Below are 17,315 nucleotides of genomic sequence, written 5' to 3'. Positions count from 1 at the left end.
GGATCGTCCCGGACACCCCCACTGTCGCCGTGTGTATCGAGAGAATCCGCTGCCTTGCCGGCCCACTTCCGGCCTCGGTCGCTCGCTCGCTGAGGAAGGCGTGCGGCGTCTCGTTGACCTCTCGGGGTCGTTCAGGCGACGTTGCGCAGGCTGCCTAAACCGGGATCAGGCTCGCTTCCTGCATCAGCACGGGCCCGTACGCGGTCGCGTGGAGGAGCAGGACACGGTTGGCCCTGGCCGTAAGCGTGGACGTATGCGGCGATGTCGGCACGTTTGTCCGTGCTGATCGGGACGTAGGGCATGGCTGGCTCCGGTTACCTCGGTGTGACCGACCAATGCCCGCACATCGGGTGGTCGGCACGCCTGAGTTTCCGGTGCCCGAGGCCGCGAAACATCTGTCAAATGACAGCGGTCGGCGTCACGGGTGGGCGTGAATGGCTGATGAGAGGCGGTACGGGAGACTCCGGCCTCACGGGCGACTCCGGTGCTCGCCAAGCCCCGTCCGTCCCTTGCCTACGCACCGGCCCCCGCTTACCTTTGCCGCTACTCACACGTGTCCCTACCACGTGTGAGTACCTGTGTCAGCGTTTTTTCGAGACGCCTCTCGCCGCATCCCCGTTCGCGTCTCCCAGCACGAAGGCGGTCGCATGACCACCACCCCTCCCCGCCCCGACCCCGCTCCTCCGTACACGGAGCAACGCCCCCCGCCCGAGCGCAGTGCCCGCTCCTGGGTCGTCACCACGATGGCCCTGGCGCAGCTGGGACTCTTCCTGGCCCTGCTCACCCCGGTCTTCTCCAGCCTGGCCATCAAGGTGCAGGACATCGTCCCCAAAGACGACGAGGTCTCCGCGCTCGGCCTGGTCAGCAGCCTCGGCGCAGTGGCCGCGTTCCTCGCCAACCCGGTCTTCGGCCGGATCAGTGACCGGACGAAAGGCCGGTTCGGCCGGCGGCGGCCATGGCTGGTGATCGGCGCCCTGGGACTGACCGTCGGCCTCGCCGTCATCGCCACCGCGCAGAGTCTCGCGGTCGTCGCCGTCGCCTGGTTCCTGAGCCAGATGTTCGCCAACGCCGCCCTGGCCGCGTTCACCGCGTCGGTTGCCGACCAGATACCGGTCTTCCAGCGGGGCAAGGTCGCGGGCCTGATCGGCGTCATGCAGAACGTGGCCATCCTCGGCGCCGCCTACGCGGTGAGGGTCCTCGGCACGGACATACTCCTGCTGTTCATGGTTCCGGCAGCGGTCGGGCTCGTCCTGGTCGTGCTGTACGTGATCGTCCTGCCCGACAAGCCGCTGCCGCAGCGTCCGCCGTCCGGCGGCGGCCTTCGTACGATGCTCAGGACGTTCTGGGTGGACCCCCGCAAGCAACCGGACTTCGCCTGGGCCTTCGTCTCCCGCTTCATGGTGATCCTGGCGATGTTCATGTTCACCACCTTCCGACTGCTGTTCCTGCAGGACCAGCTGGGGCTGTCGGACGACCGGGCGGTGTCCGTCATGGCCACCGGCGTGCTGGTCTACACCGTGGTCCTGATGGCTGCCGGCCAGCTGGCCGGATGGCTGTCCGACCGCTTGCGGCGCCGCAAGGTCTTCGTCGGGTTCTCGGCGCTCGTCTTCGGCATCGGCACGGCCATGTTGATCACGACTCACTCCGCAGCCGGCTTCTACGCCGCCGAAGCAGTCCTCGGCCTCGGCTTCGGCGTCTACGCGGGCGTGGACCTCGCCCTCGTCCTCGACGTCCTGCCCGATCCGGAGGACTCAGCCAAGGACCTCGGCGTGTTCAACATCGCCAATGCCGCACCGCAGTCCATTGCTCCAGCCATCGGCGCGCTGCTGGTCAACACCGCGGGCGGCCGCGAGTACCACCTGCTGCTCGGCGTCGCCGCCGCGGTCTGTGTGGTCGGCGCCCTGGCCGTCATCCCCATCAGGAAGGTGCGCTGATTCGTGTCCACGGGGCAGCGCACGCCGCCCGGACCACCACCCACGTCAGGTGCTCACCGGCGCCGACGCCCGGTCGCCGCGACCTGACAACGGTTGGTGTCAGAGATCGGTGGGAATGGCTGCGGGGTCGCGGTTGAAGGCCTCCCGGGCGATCTCCACGCGGCTGCGCAAGCCGAGCTTGGCGAGGATGTGGGAGATGTGCGTCTGTGTGGTGCGCCGGGTGAGGAACATGCTCTGTGCGATGTCGGATGTGGAGCGGCCGGCCGCGACCAGGAGGGCGATCTTGTGCTCGGTCGGGGTCAGGGCGTCCCAGCCGTGCGCGGGCCGCTTGGTCCGGGCGCCACGCACGCCACTGCGGATCCCGTGCCGGCGTAGCCGTGCCTCGGCGCGGCGGATGTCCCAGACCGCGCCGAATCCGCCGTAGAGGTCGAGCGCTTCGCCGATAAGGCGCTTGGACTCGCCCGTGTTCCCGTGTTCGGCCAGGACGACGGCCAGGTCCTCCAGCGTTCCCGCCAGCTCCACCGGCACGCCGACGGCCCGGTAGTGCTCCATCGCCGAGCGCAGCGGTGCCGGATCGCGCTCGTAGAGTCCTGTGCACCAGTCGGCGGCGGCCGTGGCGCGGGCCGGGACCTGCTCGGTGGCTGCCTCGGCCCGGCAGGCGGCCAGCGCGGCCGCGGCGGCGGAGTCGTCGTCCACGGCGAGTGCCAGGCGGACAACCGTGGGCAGCCACTGGTGGATCAGCGTCATCTCGCCCGGCTCTCGGGTGAGGAGACCGCCGAGGTGCGAGAGGGCCAGGTGCGGGTCCCCGTTCTGCTCGGCGGAGAGCGCCTGCGCGAACAGCAGGAAGTCGGTGTTCTCGCGATCGGCGACCGTGACCGGTGGCTGACTCAGTCCGGCCCGGAGGTGCCCCTCGGCCGCGGCGCGATCGTCCCGGCGGACGGCGATGAGGGCGGCCAAGCCGTGCCACAGCCACATGGGGCCGCGCTCGCGCAGACCCCGGTAGGTCATGGCGGAGACGCTCTGGTCGACCGATTCGAGCTCCGCCAGCGTGTCGTCCCACTGGCCCAGCCAGTAGGTGAGGACTGCGGCGGTGACGCTGAACCTGGCGTCATCGGTCCGGTCGTCGTCGAGCAGGAACTGCCGCGCCTCCCGAAGGGCTGACTCGGCGTCCGACCACCGGCTCAGGTTCTGCAGGGTGAAGATCCGGGCATGCAGTGCATAGCACCGCAGGTCCGCGTGGTCGTCGGTGGCGTTCAGTGTCTCCAGCGCGCGGTCCACGCAGTCCAGCGCGGACAGGTACTGCCGCTGTACGGAATGGGTGAGCCACAGATCGGTGAGCGCGTAAGCGATGGCGAATGTGTCTTCGGCCCTCTCGCCGATCTCCAGTGCGCGGCGCGCGGTGGCGTCTGCGGCTTCCAGCGCGCCCGACCCGGCCCGCTGGAACATCGCCAACGAGCCGAGCAAACGGGCGCGCCAGGCGTCGGGCAGATCTTCCTCCAATGCCTGATCCAGCGCTGCGACCGCCGCGTCGTTGTCACCGCCGCTGAACAGCGCGCGGGCCAGCACCCAGTACATCCGTCCACGGTCGGCCGGCTCCCACGACACCGCCAGGGCCTGCCGCGCGCGTACCGCGGCCTTCTCGTGCTCGCCCGCGCCGACCAGAATCTGGGCAAGAGCCGCGCTCAACGCGGCACGGTCACGCTCGTCCGCGACCCCGTGTTCCAGTTCCCGGTCCAGCAACTCGGCCGCGAGGGTCGGGGCCCTGACCGCCAGCACCGGAGCGGTGTCGGCGAGCCAGCGCCGGGCCCAGCGGTCGCCGACGCGGCCCGACTCCAGCAGTTGCTGCGCCACCCGTTGGGGCTCGACACCGCCGATACCGTCCAGCGCCCTGGCCGCGTCCTGGTGCAGCGCAACGCGAAGTGCCGTCGGTATGCCGTCGTACAGCGCCTGGCGGATCAGCGGATGCCGGAACGCCATCCGCTGACCGGCATCGACGAGGATCCCGGCTGCGACCGCCTCCTGGAGATCACCTGAGATGTCGATGGTGGACCGGCCCAGGAGCGCTGCCACCTCCCCGACCGCGAACTCCCGGCCGAGCAGCGCGGCCACCCGCAGCATGTCGAGCGCGTCAGCCTGTACGAAGCTCAGCCGACTGTCCAGCGCCGCAGCCAACGACCTTCGGACGGTGCTCAGCGAGGTCTCCCGCAGATCGGCACGCTCGCCGACCGTCACGACGCCTTCACGCACCAGGGACTCGACCAGCTCCCGCACGTACAGGGGATTGCCGCTGGCCTGGGCGGCAAGGTCGACCAGCGCGGGACCGGGCGGCGCACCGGCGACATCGGACAGCAGATCGCGGATCGCGTCCGGGCCGAGGGGCCCCAACGAGATCGTTGTCGTGGCGTGGCCGCGCAGCGCGGCGCGTAGCCGCCGCATCCCGGATCCGCGGGGCACCGGCCGGAAGGACAGGACCAACAACAACGGCAGGTGCGCGGCGGTCGACGCCAGGCGTCGGCACACGTCCAGCGACGCGTCGTCGGCCCACTGCATGTCATCGAGCACCATCATGGTCGGCGCGGTAGCGCAGTCCTCCTCGACCAGGGTGTGGAGCATCTCGATCATCGCGGCGTGCACGGCGTTGCTCAGGAGGAGGTCGGGTCGCTCGGCGCGCGCGAAGCGCAGCATCTCGGCGCGGCGGGCATCGTCCGTCCGCTGTTTGATCTCCAGGCAGTCGCACAGCAATCGCAGCGGCAACGGGTGCGCGACCTGATCCGCGATGCCGTGCAGTACCGTGCAGCCTGACTCCTTGCCGGCCGCGGCCGCCGCGGCGACCAGCGACGATTTTCCGATACCGGGCTCACCCTCGAGCAGGACCACGCCACCGGTGCCGACTTGCAGCTGTGCGATGGCGTCCCGCAGCACCGCCAGCTCGGCCTCGCGTCCGACAAGACGGGTCGGGAGGCCCGACGACATCGTCGGGTCCACCCGCCGCACAGGGGATATCCGGGGTCTACGAGTGGTATCTCCTGTGGCCGTTGTCATGTGACCGCTTTCCCGCCGCTTCACCCGTCTCCGACATGGTTTCAACAGAAAGCGTACTGTCGTAGTCGCTCCGTGCCATGAGACGGTAAAACCTGGAATGCGGTGAGAGAGTCGGAGACCTGACTGATGATCTTGAATGCGTGATGTTGTCATGGGTCGGGTCGCCGCTGCAGGACCTGAAAACTCCCTCTGATCTGCCGTCAGAAGCTGCGGGTAAGTCGCTGCGGGCGCCGTCGGCGCCGCGTGCTCAGCGGAGCACGAGTTTGCGGAGTTCCGAGGCGATCTGCTCGGGGGCTTCTTCGGCCATGAAGTGGCCGCAGTCGACGGTCGTATGGGCCAGCTTCGGTGCCCAGGCGGACCAGAGTGCCCGGGCGTCGAAGCCGAGGGCGGCGCCCCAGTCCTGCTGGAGCACGGCGACCGGCATCTCCAGTTGGCTGCCGGAGTTCCTGTCGGCCTGGTCGTGGTCGACGTCGATCTGGGCGGAGGCGCGGTAGTCGGCCACGATCGAGGGCACCGCGTCGCGGCAGGCGTCCAGGTAAGCGGCGCGGATGTCAGCGGGAATGGCCTCGGGGTCGCGGGTCCAGATGTCGAGGAAATGACCGAAGAAAGCGTCCGGTGCGGCCGCGATCATCTGCTCGGGCAGGCCCGGGGGCTGGGCCATCAGGTAGAGGTGGAACCCGATGGCGGCTTTCGTGCCGCGCATCACCTGCCACGTGTCGAGGGTCGGAAGAACGTCGAGGCAGGCCAGGTGGGTGATGGTGGTGGGATGGTCGAGTCCGGCGCGGAAGGCGACCAGGGCGCCGCGGTCGTGGCCTGCCAGTGCGAACCGCTCGTGGCCGAGCGCGCGGGCCAGGGCGACGATGTCGGCGGCCATGGTTCGCTTGGAGTACGCGTCCGGGCCGGTCTCGGCGGGTTTGTCGCTCGCGCCGTAGCCGCGCAGGTCGGGGCAGATGACCGTGTGGTCCGCCGCGAGGTCGGCGGCGACGTGCCGCCACATCAGGTGGGTCTGAGGGAAGCCGTGCAGGAGCACGATCGGGCTGCCCGAGCCGCCGACGGCGGCGTTGAGGGCGATGCCGTCGGCGACCTGGACGCGCTGGTAGTCGAAGCCGGGGATGGTCGGTGCTGCCACGGTGTGCTGCTTTCGTCGAGTGTGGGAGGGGTCCGCGGTCGGCGGACACCATCGAGACTGCCGCGCGCGAATCAGCATCCGATCAGCGCGTACCGTGGCAGGCGGGAAGAGCAAGGCCGGGAGGCGGGGATGGAGCGGGTCACCTTCGGTGTGCTCGGGCCAGTGGTCGCGTGGGATGCGGCCGGTGGCGTTCTCGGGCTGAAGGGGCCGCGGCACCGGGCGGTGCTCGCTCGGCTGATCACGGCGCGCCGACGCGTGGTTCCGGTCGCCCACCTCGTGGAGGACCTGTGGGAAGAGCCCGGGCCGGGCGCCGTGGGTGCCGTACAGACCTTCGTCGCCGCGCTGCGCCGTGTCCTGGAGCCGGACCGCCCGGCCCGGGCCCCGGCCCGTCTGCTGGTCACCGAGGGCCCCGGGTACGCGCTGCGGGCAGCACCGGATGCCGTGGATGCCTGGCGGTTCGAGGCGGCCGTCGGTGCCGCCGCGAAGCTGCCGCCCACGCGGGCGCTGGAACAACTGCAGGCCGTGCTGGACATGTGGCGTGGCCCGGCGTACGCGGAGTTCGTCCAGGAGAACTGGGCACGCGGGGAGCGCTCCCGCTTGGCCGAGCTGCGGCTGCAAGCGGTGGAGCAGCAGGCGCAGGCCCGGCTGGCTCTGGGGCTGGCCGCCGAGGCGGTACCCGACCTGGATGCCCACCTGGCCGAGCATCCCTGGCGTGAGGAGGGCTGGCGGCTGCTGGCCCTGGCGCTCTACCGCACGGGCCGACAGGCGGATGCACTCGCGGTGCTGCGCCGGGCCCGCACCATACTGGCCGACGAGCTGGGCCTGGACCCCGGCCCGGAGCTGCGCCGACTGGAGACGGACATCCTCACCCAGGACCCGCGCCTCGACCCACCGGACGAACCGATGACGGCGGCGGCCCGGCTGTGGGCACGGGCGGCCGCGGCCTACGACCGTACGGGCGCCGCAGGCCCGCGGGCCCGGCTGGATGCGACGGTCGGACTGATCCGCAATCTCGCGGTCACCGGAGGCAGCGGGCTGCAGGCGGCCCAGGAACACCGCCTGGCTGCCATCACCACGGCGGAAGAGCTCGACGACCCGGAGCTGACCGCCCGCGTGATCGGTGCCTACGACGTCCCGGCGATCTGGACCCGCAATGACAACCCGCAGCAGGCGCAGCAGATCGTCGCGGCCGCCGAGCGCACCCTGGCCGCCTTGCCGCGCGGTGGCTCACACGAGGCGGCGCGCTGCCGCCTGCTGGCCACGGTCGCACTGGAGATGCGCGGCACCCGCTCCGCACGCGGCCCGCAGGCCGCAGGCGAGGCGGAGGAGATCGCCCGGCGCCTGGACGATCCCACGCTGCTGGCGTTCGCCCTCAACGGGGCCTTCATGCAGTCCTGCACCCGGGCCGGGCTCGCGCCGAGACGGGATGCGCTCGGCACGGAGCTGGTCGCGCTGGCCATCCGCCACGGCCTGGTGACCTTCGAAGTACTCGGCCACCTGATCCAAGTGCAGGCGCGCAGCGCGCTCGGCGACTTCCCGGCGGCCGACGAGCACGCCGCCGCCGCGGACCGGCTGGCCCAGCGCCACGAGCGGCCGCTGGCGAGCGTCTTCACCCAGTGGTACCGGGCGCTGCGGCTGGCTGCCTCCGGGCAGATCGCACAGGCGGAGGCCGCATACCGGGCCGCTGCCGCACGGCTGGACGGCGCCGGCATGCCTGGCGTCGAGCACGGCCTGCTGCCCCTCGCGCAGCTGTGCCTGCGCCTGGCCGACGGCAGTACGTCGGCAGCGGCAGCAGCCGTACACGTCGACGCCGATGCGGACTGGGGCCCGTACCGCCCTTGGGCCGAGGCCTTCGTCCCGCTGCGCACCGGCCGCCACGCCGAAGCCCGGGGGATGCTGCGCGCCTTGCCGGAGCCGCCCGCGGACCTGATGTACGAGGCGCTGTGCTGCCTGGAGACAGCAGTCGCACTGGAACTCGGTGACCGGGTCGGGCTGGAACGACTCCGCACCCGCCTGCTGCCGGCTGCGGGCGAACTCGCAGGTGCGGGCAGCGGCCTGGTCACCCTCGGTCCTGTGGACGGGTGGCTCGCCGCCATCACCGATGCGCTCGACTGACGTGCTCGCATGCGGATCCGGCTGTGCGGCTCTCACCTGCCACGGGTCAGGGGCGGACGTCATGGCCCCGCTGGTGCGCCTTTGTGGACGTCATCGGTCAGGACGCCGGCCCGGCGTGCCCGTGTCCGGTGGCGGGGATGCCGGCCGGGCATGCGGAGGGCAGGGCGAGCTCCTGCACCAGCCCGGCCAACGACCGCGCCCGGGCGACCCACCGCAGGGCGAGGAAGCCCAGGACCGTGCCGAGGGTGTTGGCGATGACGTCGTTGATGTCCACGGAGCGGCCGTTGCTGAACAGGATGTACGACAGCATCTGCGTCAGCTCGATGGCCAGGCTGATCCCGGCACCGGCCAGAGCGGCCCGTCCCGGGGAGGACACGCGGACGGACATCAGGGACAGCAGCGCCCCCAGCGGCAGCATCATGATCACATTGGGGACGAAGCTGAAGTCCGCGATGATCAGCGGCACCCACTGGACCATCTCGTACCAGGGGGTCTGGTTGGCGTACGTCCCGAACACCACGTGCAGCGGGAAGATTGTCAGCTGGAGGACCGCCGCCGCGTAGAGAGCGCCGCCCAGCCGCAGCAGTGCATGCCTGCCGGTCCAGCCGGGGCTGCCGGCGCGGGCACGCAACAGAACCAGGACGGCGAAGAGGACCAGTGCGGGCACCAGCACCATGGCCGCGGAAACCGTGAAGTCGAGATTGACCATGCGTGTGAACACTTCCCTGTCGTGACAGCCCGTTGCCGTCGTCTCGCCCCGAGTGTCACCGCCTCGCACACCCTCGCGGATCTTCCGCAGGACAGGTTCCGCGGCCGCCCGTTACGACTTTCGGCAGACCGCGACGACCTACCGTGGACGGAGGCCGCACCCCGCACCGCCTTGTTAGGCTCGCCGGTGTGATCGTCCGCTGCAGCTCGTGGTCGCGCGTCTCGGCGTGGACGATCTCCCTGGCAGTACCGCTGGGCACGCTTGGCCTACTGGACCACCGGTGGGGTGCGTTCAGCGTCACGGGGTTCGGGGCTCCGCCGCTGGAGGTCGCGCTGCTCGCCGTGCTGGTGGCCCTCCTCGCCCCGCACCTGAAGGTGAATGTCCTGCCTGTCGCCGCCATGGCCGCTTCCCTGGCCTCGCTCGGCGTCGCTGCCGCGGTCCGCGCCGGGGACTCCTCGGACGGCGACCGCTTCACCGGCCTGGACGGGTACGCGTTCACCGAGCCCGTCGCGCTCGTCGTCGTGCTGGGCTTCGTCACCTGGCGGGCCACGCCCGTCGCGGTGACGGTGACCGCCCCCGCGCTGCTCGCCGCGGTGGTGCTGCGCCCACTGGCCAGCGGTGTGCGCGACACAGTCGTCGCCGTGTCCCTCTTCCTCGCGCTGATCGCCTTCGCAGTGGTGGGGGCAGGGCTGGCCGCCCGCCTCGTCGCCGCAGACCGGCGCCGCCGGGAAACCGCGCTCCAGCTGCGCCAGCGCACCGAGTTCGCCCGGGACCTGCACGACTTCGTGGCCCACCATGTGACCGGCATCGTCGTGTTGGCGCAGGGCGCCGGTGCCGTCGCGGCGAAGAAGCCGGAACTCCTGCCGCCCGCGCTGGAGCGGATCGAGCAGGCGGGGATCGAGTCGCTGGAGTCGATGCACCGCATGGTCGGGATGCTGCGCGAGCCGGACAACAGGGTCGCCCCGCGGCCGGTCACCGACCTCGGGGGTGCCGTACGCCGGCTGGTCGAGCGGTTCGAGCTGCCAGGTGCCCGGACGGAGTTGGCCGAAGAGGGCGAGCCCGGCCCACTGCCGGCAGAGCTCGCCACCACCGCGCACCACGTGGTGATGGAAGCCCTCACCAATATCCGCAAGCACGCCCGCCACTGCACCAGTGTCGAGGTCCGGCTGACCCACACCGGGGACACGGTACGGGTACGAGTGAGCAACGACGGCGGTGGGCGCCGGAGCACCGGCGGGCGGTTCGGCCTCCGAGGTCTGGAGGAACGAGTCGCGATGATCGGCGGCACGCTGCGCTCGGGCCCGGCCGCCCGGGACGGCTGGCTGGTCGAGGCAGTCCTGCCGACCGGCACCGCACCTACGAATGCGTCCGGTCCCGCGGCACCCGGCCAGGGCCACGACCGGACACAGAGAGAGACCGTGTGACCATTCGCGTGCTGCTCGCGGACGACCAGGCGATGGTCCGCACCGGTTTCGGCCTGATCCTCGCAGCGGAGGACGACATCGAGGTCGTCGCCGAGGCGGTGGACGGGGTCCAGGCCGTGGAACTCACCGCCCGCCACCGCCCGGACGTCGTGCTGATGGACATCCGGATGCCCCGGCTCGACGGCCTGGAAGCGCTGCGGCTGCTGCGGCGGCCGGGCGTGGCCGAGCCGCCGCAGGTGATCGTCGTGACGACGTTCCGCGACGAGGAGTACGTCCACCGTGCGCTGCTCGGTGGTGCCTGCGGTTTCCTGCTCAAGGACTCGGGCCCCGCCCTGCTGGTCGAGGCGGTGCGGGCCGCGGCGTCGGGGGAAGCGCTGATCAGTCCCGCCATCACGGTGCGGCTGCTGCGCCATTTCCGTGCATCGGCGACTGCCGCGGGGGCTGCTCCGGGCGCCGAGTTGTCTGCCCGGGAGACCGAGGTGGTCACGCTCGTCGCCAGGGGGTTGACCAACGCCGAGGTGGCGGCTCGCCTCCACATCACCGTCGGCACGGTCAAGACGCACTTGACGCGGATCCAGAACAAGATCGAGGCGCGCAACCGAGTGGAGATCGCGGCCTGGGCGTGGGAGTCAGGCCTGATGAACAGCTGATCCGCGACGCGGGACGCAGGCCGGTACCCCCTGCGGCGCGTACTGCGCCGCCTCCGCCCCGGACCAGCGGGCGAGTGCGTGCGGGAGGGCGACCAGACCCTGGGGCGTGGGCAGGCGTCCTGGTGCTCGCTTGGCGAACGAACGCAAGCCGTCCCTGGACGTGGTGGTGAGCGCACCGTTCCCGGCGTTCGATCCGAGGAGCCGAGGGTGCTTGTGAGTGGCGCCCCTGGTGCGCCGCACCCGCTCGGCAGTGCACCGACGACGGACACGGTTGACACTTCTATTCTCTCAATGAATAGTTACCGCCGTGTCCACGCCCCATGTCCTCCTCGGTCTGCTCACCCCGCGCGCCCTGCACGGGTACGAGTTGAAGCACGCCCACGACTCGCACCTGCCGGGTGCCAAGCCGCTTCCCTTCGGGCAGGTGTACGCAACCCTCAAGCGTCTGGACCGCGACGGCCTGGCCGCCGAGGCCGGGCACGACCGTGTGGGAGGCCCTGACCGCACGGTGTACGAGGTCACCGACCGTGGGCGGGAAGCGCTGGCCGCGTGGATCTCGCGGATCGAACCGCCGGCGCCCCACCTGTCGAACGAGCTGCTGGCCAAGGTCGTGATCACCTTGCTGGTGACGGACGAGGCGACCGCCCGCCGCCACCTCGCCGCTCAGCGGGCCGCCCATCTCGCACGGATGCGCGCACTCACGGCGGCGAAATCCTCCGGAACGCTGCCCATCGCCCACGTTCTGGCCGCCGACTTGGCGATCGCTCACCTCGACGCGGATCTGCGGTGGATGCAGACCGCGATGGACCGCGTCACCGACCTGCACCAGGAGGTGCACCAGTGATCATTGAAGCCCGTGACGTGGTGAAGGCCTACGGGCCGACACAGGCTCTGCGCGGCATCTCGGTCGGCATGGGGGAGGGCGAGATCGTCGCCGTCACCGGGCCGAGCGGGTGCGGCAAGTCGACGCTGTTGCACATCCTGGCGGGCATCCTGAGCCCGGACGCCGGCACCGTCCGGTACCAGGGCAGGCGTGTCGACGAGTGGAGCGAGTCCCAGCGCTCGGCCATGCGGCGTACGGACTTCGGGGTGCTGTTCCAGTTCGGCCAGCTCGTCATGGAGCTGTCCGCGGCGGAGAACGTGGCGTTGCCGCTGCTGCTCGGCGGTGTCCGCCGGCGCCGGGCGGCGGCGACGGCACTCGAGTGGCTCGACCGGCTCGGGGTGGCCGATCTGGCGGACAGGCTGCCCGGTGAGATGTCCGGCGGGCAACAGCAGCGGGTGGCTCTCGCCCGTGCCCTGGTCACCGAGCCGAAACTCCTCTTCGCCGACGAGCCGACCGGTGCACTCGACACCCTCGCGAGCGAGGCCGTCCTGCAGCACATGGTCCAGGCCGCCCACACCCAGCGCACCACCGTCGTGCTCGTCACGCACGACGCCACGGTCGCCGCGTACGCGGACCGGGAGATCAGGCTGCGCGACGGAGCGGTGGAAGCCGCCGAGTTCGCTCTGCTCGGTGCGGGCACAGCGCTTTCCGCCGGCACCGCGGAGACCTCCCGGTGAGCCCGCTCACCACGCTCCGGCTCGCTCTGGCCGGCGGCCGGGCGGACCGGACCCGCATCGCACTGACGGCGTTCGGCGCCGCGCTCGGCACACTCACCCTGCTTGCCGCGGCAACGGTCCTCGCCGTGACCGAAACGCACGCGGCCACGTACACCAACGATCTGCTCAACGACGAAGGGCTGCGCCCCGGTGTCGCGTTCGGGATGCTGCTGCTGACCATTCCGGTCCTGGCGTTCGTCGCGCAGTGCAGCCGACTCGGCGCCCCCGGCAGGGAGCGCCGGCTCGCGGCGATGCGGATGGCGGGAGCGACACCGCGCCAGGTGGTCCGGATCGCGGCGGCCGAGACCGCCCTCGCGTCCGCCTTCGGTGTCGCGACGGGCTACTGCGTGTACTTCCTCGGCCGTGTGCTGCTCGACGCGCCCGGTGCCGACGGGCGCCGGTCCCTGCCGACGGATGTCCTGCCCGGACCCGCATTGATGACTGGCATCGCCGCGGGTGTGCCGCTGTTTGTCACACTGCTGGCGGTGCTCACCCTGCGCCGCGTGACGCTCACCCCGCTCGGTGTGGTCCGCGGTATGTCGCGAGGCCGCCCGAGCAGGACGCCGGGCGTGCTCGTCCTCGCGGGTCTCGGAGCGTGCGCGCTCGTCGAACCGGTCCACCGGTACTTCACCGACCATCCGCGGAACGACGACGTGCCCCTGCTGGTCATCGGAGGACTGATCACGGTCGGTGTCCTCACCGTCAGCGTCGGCGTCGTGTCGGGAACCGGCTGGATCGCGTACACCGTCGGCCGGGTGCTGCACCGTTTCGCCCGTCGTCCCGCCGCGCTCCTCGCGGGCAGGCGGCTGATGGCCGACCCGTGGTCCGGCAGCCGTACCTTCTCCGCGATGCTGGTCGCGCTCATCGCCGGGTCCGCAGCCGCCGGACTCTCCGCGCTGACCGTGGCAACGGTCGCGGCCCAGGAGGAGAACACGCGACGGTTCGCACGGCTCCTCGGTGAACCGTACGACCCGTCCGGCACGGGCTTCTACGAGCGCGCCTACGCATTGGTGGGATACGCCGTTCTGGTGGCGATGGCGATCGCCGCCATGGGCCTGCTGGTGGCGCTCGTCGACGGTGTCGCGGCCAGAAGGCGCACACTCACCTCCCTCGTCGCCGCCGGCACCCCGAGGGGCATCCTTGCCCGCGCGCTCGGCTGGCAGGTCCTCACGCCCGTCGTTCCCGCGGTCGCCCTGTCGGTGACCGTGGGCGCGCTGCTGCCGCGCTTCGCCGTACCGGACGCCCGCGAAGCGGCGCGGATGGAGGTGCGCCGCTGCACACCGCTGCCGGGCGATCCGGCCGACGCCTGTCAGGACCCCGCGTACGAGCAGGCACACACCTTGCTGCTCACGGCGCAGAAGGTGCCGGTCACCGTACACGTCCCCTGGGACCGGCTCGCCCTGCTCGCCGGCGGAGCCGTCGCCGCCACCGTCGCGATTACCCTCGTCGGTCTGCTCTTCCTCCGCTTGAACACACGGGCCACGGAGCTGCGCGTGCAGTGATCCGAGTCGCGCATGCGGGGAACCCGCCGCAAGGGGAAGGTGTGGATCAAGGACCGGTACGCCACCGGTTCTGGGCCGGCCCGGACGTATGGCATGGGCTGCTTCACCTCCGTCGGTGTGCCTGACAGTGGTGGGTGTCAGAGATCGGTGGGCACCGCTGCGGGGCTGTGGTTGAAGGCCTCCCGGGCCACGGGGCTGTGGATGCCGAGCTTGGCGAGGATGTGGGAGGTGGGCGTCTGCGCGGTGCGCCAGGGCGTCCCAGCCGTTCGCGGGCGGCGCTCCCGGACGAGGAGACCGCCGAGAGCCGAGAGGCTGGGTGCTGGTCCCCGTTCTGCTCGGCGGAGAGCGCTCGCGCGAACAGCAGTAAGTCGGTGTTCTCCGATCGGCGACCATCACCGGTGGCTGACGCAGTCCGGCCCGCGGGTGCGCGTCGGCCGTGGTTCCGACTCCGATGCGGACAACGCCGTCCACCGGCAGAACCAACCACAACTTCGTGTGGCACAAGGAAAGGATGCGGACCAAGCAGGCGGGCGCAGGTGGAACGGCGAACGAGCGTGCCGTTCCACCGTCACCGGGACGGATCCGGTGCCGTTGCGCCATCAGTGCTGCGCGGCGGCTTCACCGCGCCCTGCCCCCGGGCAGCGCGGCAGCCCATCGGCGCGGGCCTACCCCTTGTGCAGTGGTGTGGTCGCGCCGGTCGCACCCATGGCCCTGCGCGGCACGAGCGGGGCGGCGCTCTTCAGCCCATCAGCGAGGGGCCGTCGACCGTGCGGGTGGTGCCGTCGGCCAGGGTGAGGGTCAGGGTGCCGGTGAGCAGGCCGTCGGGGTTGCCGTCGGGCCACCAGGCGGTCCAGCGACCGTCCTGCACGGTGGCCTGCACAGTCTGGCCGGAGTCACGCACGGTCACCTCCCTCACGTCCGCCCCGACCGATCCGAGCGCGTAGTTGAACTGGCCGGAGTCGCTGCCACGGGCACCGAGGGTGTCCAGGGTGACGGCGTCGGCGGCGGCGCCGGCCGCCACCGTGTCGATCGCCATCGACACGCCTGACCCGTCCGAACCGGCCAGGCAGTACGTCGTCTCACCGGCGCGCGTGACGACCATCGAAGCGACCGATCCGCGGATGTCCGCGTTGGAGATCTTGGCCGGTGCGCTGTCGTCCTGGCCTCCCTTCGAGGTGTCCAGGCACCACTTCTCGGCGGCGCCGCCGTTGCGTGAGGAGCTGTCCAGGCCCGCCGGGGTGGCGGTCCAGCTAGCCAGCTGCGCGGAGGATAGCGGCCCGGAGCTCTGCGAGCCGGGCAGGATGCCGGTGGCCGCCAGCACCGCCGCCGCGGCGGCCAGCCCCCCGGCCGCCGTGAACGCCACGCGCCGCACCAGCGGACGACGGAAGGGCGCACCGGCCGTCCGCACCGGCTGCCCGGTGTCCTCCAGCACGGTGCGCAGCAGCCGCTGCTTGCGGTCGAGTTCGGCCGCGGACAGCTCAGTGCGCGGCGCGGTGTCCAGGTCGGCCAGGCGGGAGAGAAGATCGTTGTTCACCAGGGTCTCCTATCGGGGGGTCAGTGGATGGCAGCGACGGCGGGCGCACTGGCGCCGTTGGGGGTGAGGTGTTTGGCCAGGCGGCGTTTGGCGCGGGTCAGGCGCATGGCGTAGGCGGCGCGGGTGCAGCCCAAGACCTGCGCCGCCTCCCGGGCTGTCAGCTGCTCCCACACGTGCAGGGCGAGGACTTCCTGGTCATCCGGGGCCAGGGCCTGCCAGGCAGCGCCGAGTTCGAGCCGCTGGTCCACCCGCGCCGTGGCATCGTCGGTCGCCTCCCGCAGGCCGGAGGCGGTGGTCTGCTGAATGTGCACCACCAGCGCGGACTGCCGACGCCTGCCGCGCCCGTCGTTCAGCATCGCGTTGCGGGCCGTGCGAAACAGCCACGGCCGCGGGTTGTCCGGCAGCTCACGCCTGCGGCGCCAGGCCGCCAGGAACGTCTCGCCGACGATGTCGTCGACGTTCATCGGATGCGCCCGTCGGCGCACGAACCGCACAACGTCGTCGTAGTGAGCCCGGTACACGTCCGTGAACTCGGCCTCGGAATCAATGGGCATGGCTTCCTTCCGTAGCGTCTGCCCCTACATGTCCACGACCAGCACAGGTGCAACAGGCACACCAGAAAGAAGTCGTTCGATGTCGAAGCCCACAGGAACGCCTGCCGGCAGCGGTCGGCAGGCACAGCTCGCCTGGCGAGGGCGGACCCGAGCCGTGTCCCGGTGGGCGGGTTCACGACCGGCGTCGAAGGCGTCAAACCCGTCCTGCTGAGTGCACGGTCGCCCGCCGGGAAGGAATGCTCTGGAACCGGCGCCCGCACGCGGCGGTGCGCTGATGAGCACCACCGCATGCGCTCATGGTCAACGCGTCGCCGATGTCAGCGCCTAGCGTCCCTCACGTATCGCAAGCACGGCACCGCGGGAGGCGCTTCATGACCACCAGCCACAACCCCCTGAGCAGCCAGCCGCGGCTGCATCAAAAGGGCAAGGTGATTCAGGAGTTCGGGACGGTCAAGCAGTTCCCTCTCGGCCTGTCCTACGACGCACGCATGTACTCCTGCCAGCGCCTGAACAAGGTCCTGGCGGACACGCAGATCCTCTACAGCCTCTACAAGAAGCACCATTGGAACATGCGGGGCGCGACCTTCTACCAGCTGCACGTGCTGCTGGACAAGCATGCGGGAGAGCAGCTGGAACTCGTCGACACGATCGCCGAGCGAGTCCAGACCCTGGGCGGCGTCGCGGTGGGCGATCCCCGGCACGTCGCCGAGATCACGTCGATTCCACGTCCGCCTGATGGGGTGGAGGAAGTCCCGGGGATGCTGGCGCGGTTGCTGGAGGCACACGAGACGATCCTGGTCGAGGCCCATGACGCGGCGGCCCGCAGCGCCGAGCTGGGCGATGACGGCACCAACGACGTTCTGGTCTCGCAGGTGATCCGCACGGGTGAGTTGCAGGCCTGGTTCCTTGCGGAACACCTGGTCGACACTCCTCTCGTCCGCGTCTGAGCGCATCAGGACCACCGACGCCGCAACCGGCCGCTCCACAGAGGTGGCAGCGGGCCACTGCCAGTTCCTGGAAGTGTCGAAATCTGCGGGTGGCCGACTCCCAACCTGGCCGCGGCTGCCCCGACTTGGCCGCAGCCCCGGTCTTCACGCCATGGGGAAGGGAGGGGCACCGGATC

General features: G+C 71.0%; 13 protein-coding genes. 8 read left to right on the top strand and 5 right to left on the bottom strand.

Annotation, left to right across the window (positions count from 1 at the left end):
- Nucleotides 1–647 precede the first annotated feature (647 nt).
- Nucleotides 648–1,934 (top strand): MFS transporter, encoded by a 1,287-nt coding sequence (locus F3T56_RS18655; protein ID WP_149826306.1) that lies wholly within the window; start codon nt 648–650, stop codon nt 1,932–1,934.
- Nucleotides 1,935–2,033: 99 nt separating this feature from the next.
- Here F3T56_RS18655 and F3T56_RS18650 read toward each other — a convergent pair whose 3' ends face one another.
- Nucleotides 2,034–4,907 carry an ATP-binding protein gene (locus tag F3T56_RS18650; RefSeq protein ID WP_172639008.1) on the bottom strand — a complete coding sequence of 958 codons (2,874 nt, stop codon included), beginning with the start codon at nt 4,905–4,907 and terminating at the stop codon, nt 2,034–2,036.
- A 316-nt stretch (nt 4,908–5,223) separates the two neighbouring features.
- Complete coding sequence (locus F3T56_RS18645) at nt 5,224–6,105, bottom strand: alpha/beta fold hydrolase (protein ID WP_246203691.1); 882 nt, start codon at nt 6,103–6,105, stop codon at nt 5,224–5,226.
- A 129-nt stretch (nt 6,106–6,234) separates the two neighbouring features.
- On the opposite strand from F3T56_RS18645, the gene F3T56_RS18640 reads away from it, so the two are divergent.
- Nucleotides 6,235–8,220: an AfsR/SARP family transcriptional regulator gene (locus tag F3T56_RS18640; RefSeq protein ID WP_149826303.1), complete on the top strand. Its 1,986-nt coding sequence runs from the start codon at nt 6,235–6,237 to the stop codon at nt 8,218–8,220.
- A gap of 97 nt (nt 8,221–8,317) precedes the next feature.
- On the opposite strand, the gene F3T56_RS18635 is transcribed toward F3T56_RS18640, so the two are convergent.
- On the bottom strand, nt 8,318–8,941 hold the full coding sequence (locus F3T56_RS18635; RefSeq protein ID WP_149826302.1) for a VanZ family protein: 624 nt from the start codon (nt 8,939–8,941) through the stop codon (nt 8,318–8,320).
- Between the two features lie 176 nt (nt 8,942–9,117).
- Here F3T56_RS18635 and F3T56_RS18630 point away from each other — a divergent pair, with 176 nt between their 5' ends.
- From F3T56_RS18630 to F3T56_RS18610, 5 genes are all read left to right on the top strand, one after another.
- The gene (locus F3T56_RS18630; RefSeq protein WP_149826301.1) at nt 9,118–10,353 is read left to right on the top strand and encodes a sensor histidine kinase; all 1,236 of its coding nucleotides are present in this window, start codon (nt 9,118–9,120) and stop codon (nt 10,351–10,353) included.
- Nucleotides 10,350–11,003, top strand: coding sequence for a response regulator (locus F3T56_RS18625; RefSeq protein ID WP_149826300.1), 654 nt, complete (start codon nt 10,350–10,352; stop codon nt 11,001–11,003). The genes F3T56_RS18630 and F3T56_RS18625 overlap by 4 nt, the downstream gene beginning before the upstream one ends.
- A gap of 307 nt (nt 11,004–11,310) precedes the next feature.
- Nucleotides 11,311–11,847 (top strand): PadR family transcriptional regulator, encoded by a 537-nt coding sequence (locus F3T56_RS18620; RefSeq protein WP_149826299.1) that lies wholly within the window; start codon nt 11,311–11,313, stop codon nt 11,845–11,847.
- Nucleotides 11,844–12,563 carry an ABC transporter ATP-binding protein gene (locus F3T56_RS18615; protein ID WP_246203690.1) on the top strand — a complete coding sequence of 240 codons (720 nt, stop codon included), beginning with the start codon at nt 11,844–11,846 and terminating at the stop codon, nt 12,561–12,563. The genes F3T56_RS18620 and F3T56_RS18615 overlap by 4 nt, the downstream gene beginning before the upstream one ends.
- Nucleotides 12,560–14,104: an FtsX-like permease family protein gene (locus F3T56_RS18610; RefSeq protein ID WP_149826298.1), complete on the top strand. Its 1,545-nt coding sequence runs from the start codon at nt 12,560–12,562 to the stop codon at nt 14,102–14,104. Before F3T56_RS18615 ends, F3T56_RS18610 begins: the two co-directional genes overlap by 4 nt.
- A 739-nt stretch (nt 14,105–14,843) precedes the next feature.
- Here the strand turns inward: F3T56_RS18610 and F3T56_RS18605 are convergent.
- Nucleotides 14,844–15,638 carry a hypothetical protein gene (locus F3T56_RS18605; protein WP_149826297.1) on the bottom strand — a complete coding sequence of 265 codons (795 nt, stop codon included), beginning with the start codon at nt 15,636–15,638 and terminating at the stop codon, nt 14,844–14,846.
- Between the two features lie 20 nt (nt 15,639–15,658).
- Nucleotides 15,659–16,192, bottom strand: coding sequence for an RNA polymerase sigma factor (locus F3T56_RS18600; protein ID WP_149826296.1), 534 nt, complete (start codon nt 16,190–16,192; stop codon nt 15,659–15,661).
- Between the two features lie 371 nt (nt 16,193–16,563).
- Here F3T56_RS18600 and F3T56_RS18595 point away from each other — a divergent pair, with 371 nt between their 5' ends.
- On the top strand, nt 16,564–17,139 hold the full coding sequence (locus tag F3T56_RS18595; RefSeq protein WP_149826295.1) for a Dps family protein: 576 nt from the start codon (nt 16,564–16,566) through the stop codon (nt 17,137–17,139).
- The last annotated feature ends 176 nt before the right edge of the window (nt 17,140–17,315 follow it).

Origin of the sequence: Streptomyces tailanensis (assembly GCF_008386495.1) — a bacterium.
GTDB lineage: Bacteria > Actinomycetota > Actinomycetes > Streptomycetales > Streptomycetaceae > Streptomyces > Streptomyces tailanensis.
The sequence above is the reverse complement of the archived record's forward strand: the minus strand, read 5'-3'. Positions and strand labels throughout refer to the sequence as shown.

Coding starts and splice junctions, on each gene's coding strand:
- F3T56_RS18655 (WP_149826306.1), top strand. CDS start 648: ATGACCACCACCCCTCCCCGCCCCGACCCCGCTCCTCCGTACACGGAG.
- F3T56_RS18650 (WP_172639008.1), bottom strand. CDS start 4,907: ATGTCGTCGGGCCTCCCGACCCGTCTTGTCGGACGCGAGGCCGAGCTG.
- F3T56_RS18640 (WP_149826303.1), top strand. CDS start 6,235: ATGGAGCGGGTCACCTTCGGTGTGCTCGGGCCAGTGGTCGCGTGGGAT.
- F3T56_RS18600 (WP_149826296.1), bottom strand. CDS start 16,192: ATGCCCATTGATTCCGAGGCCGAGTTCACGGACGTGTACCGGGCTCAC.
- F3T56_RS18595 (WP_149826295.1), top strand. CDS start 16,564: ATGACCACCAGCCACAACCCCCTGAGCAGCCAGCCGCGGCTGCATCAA.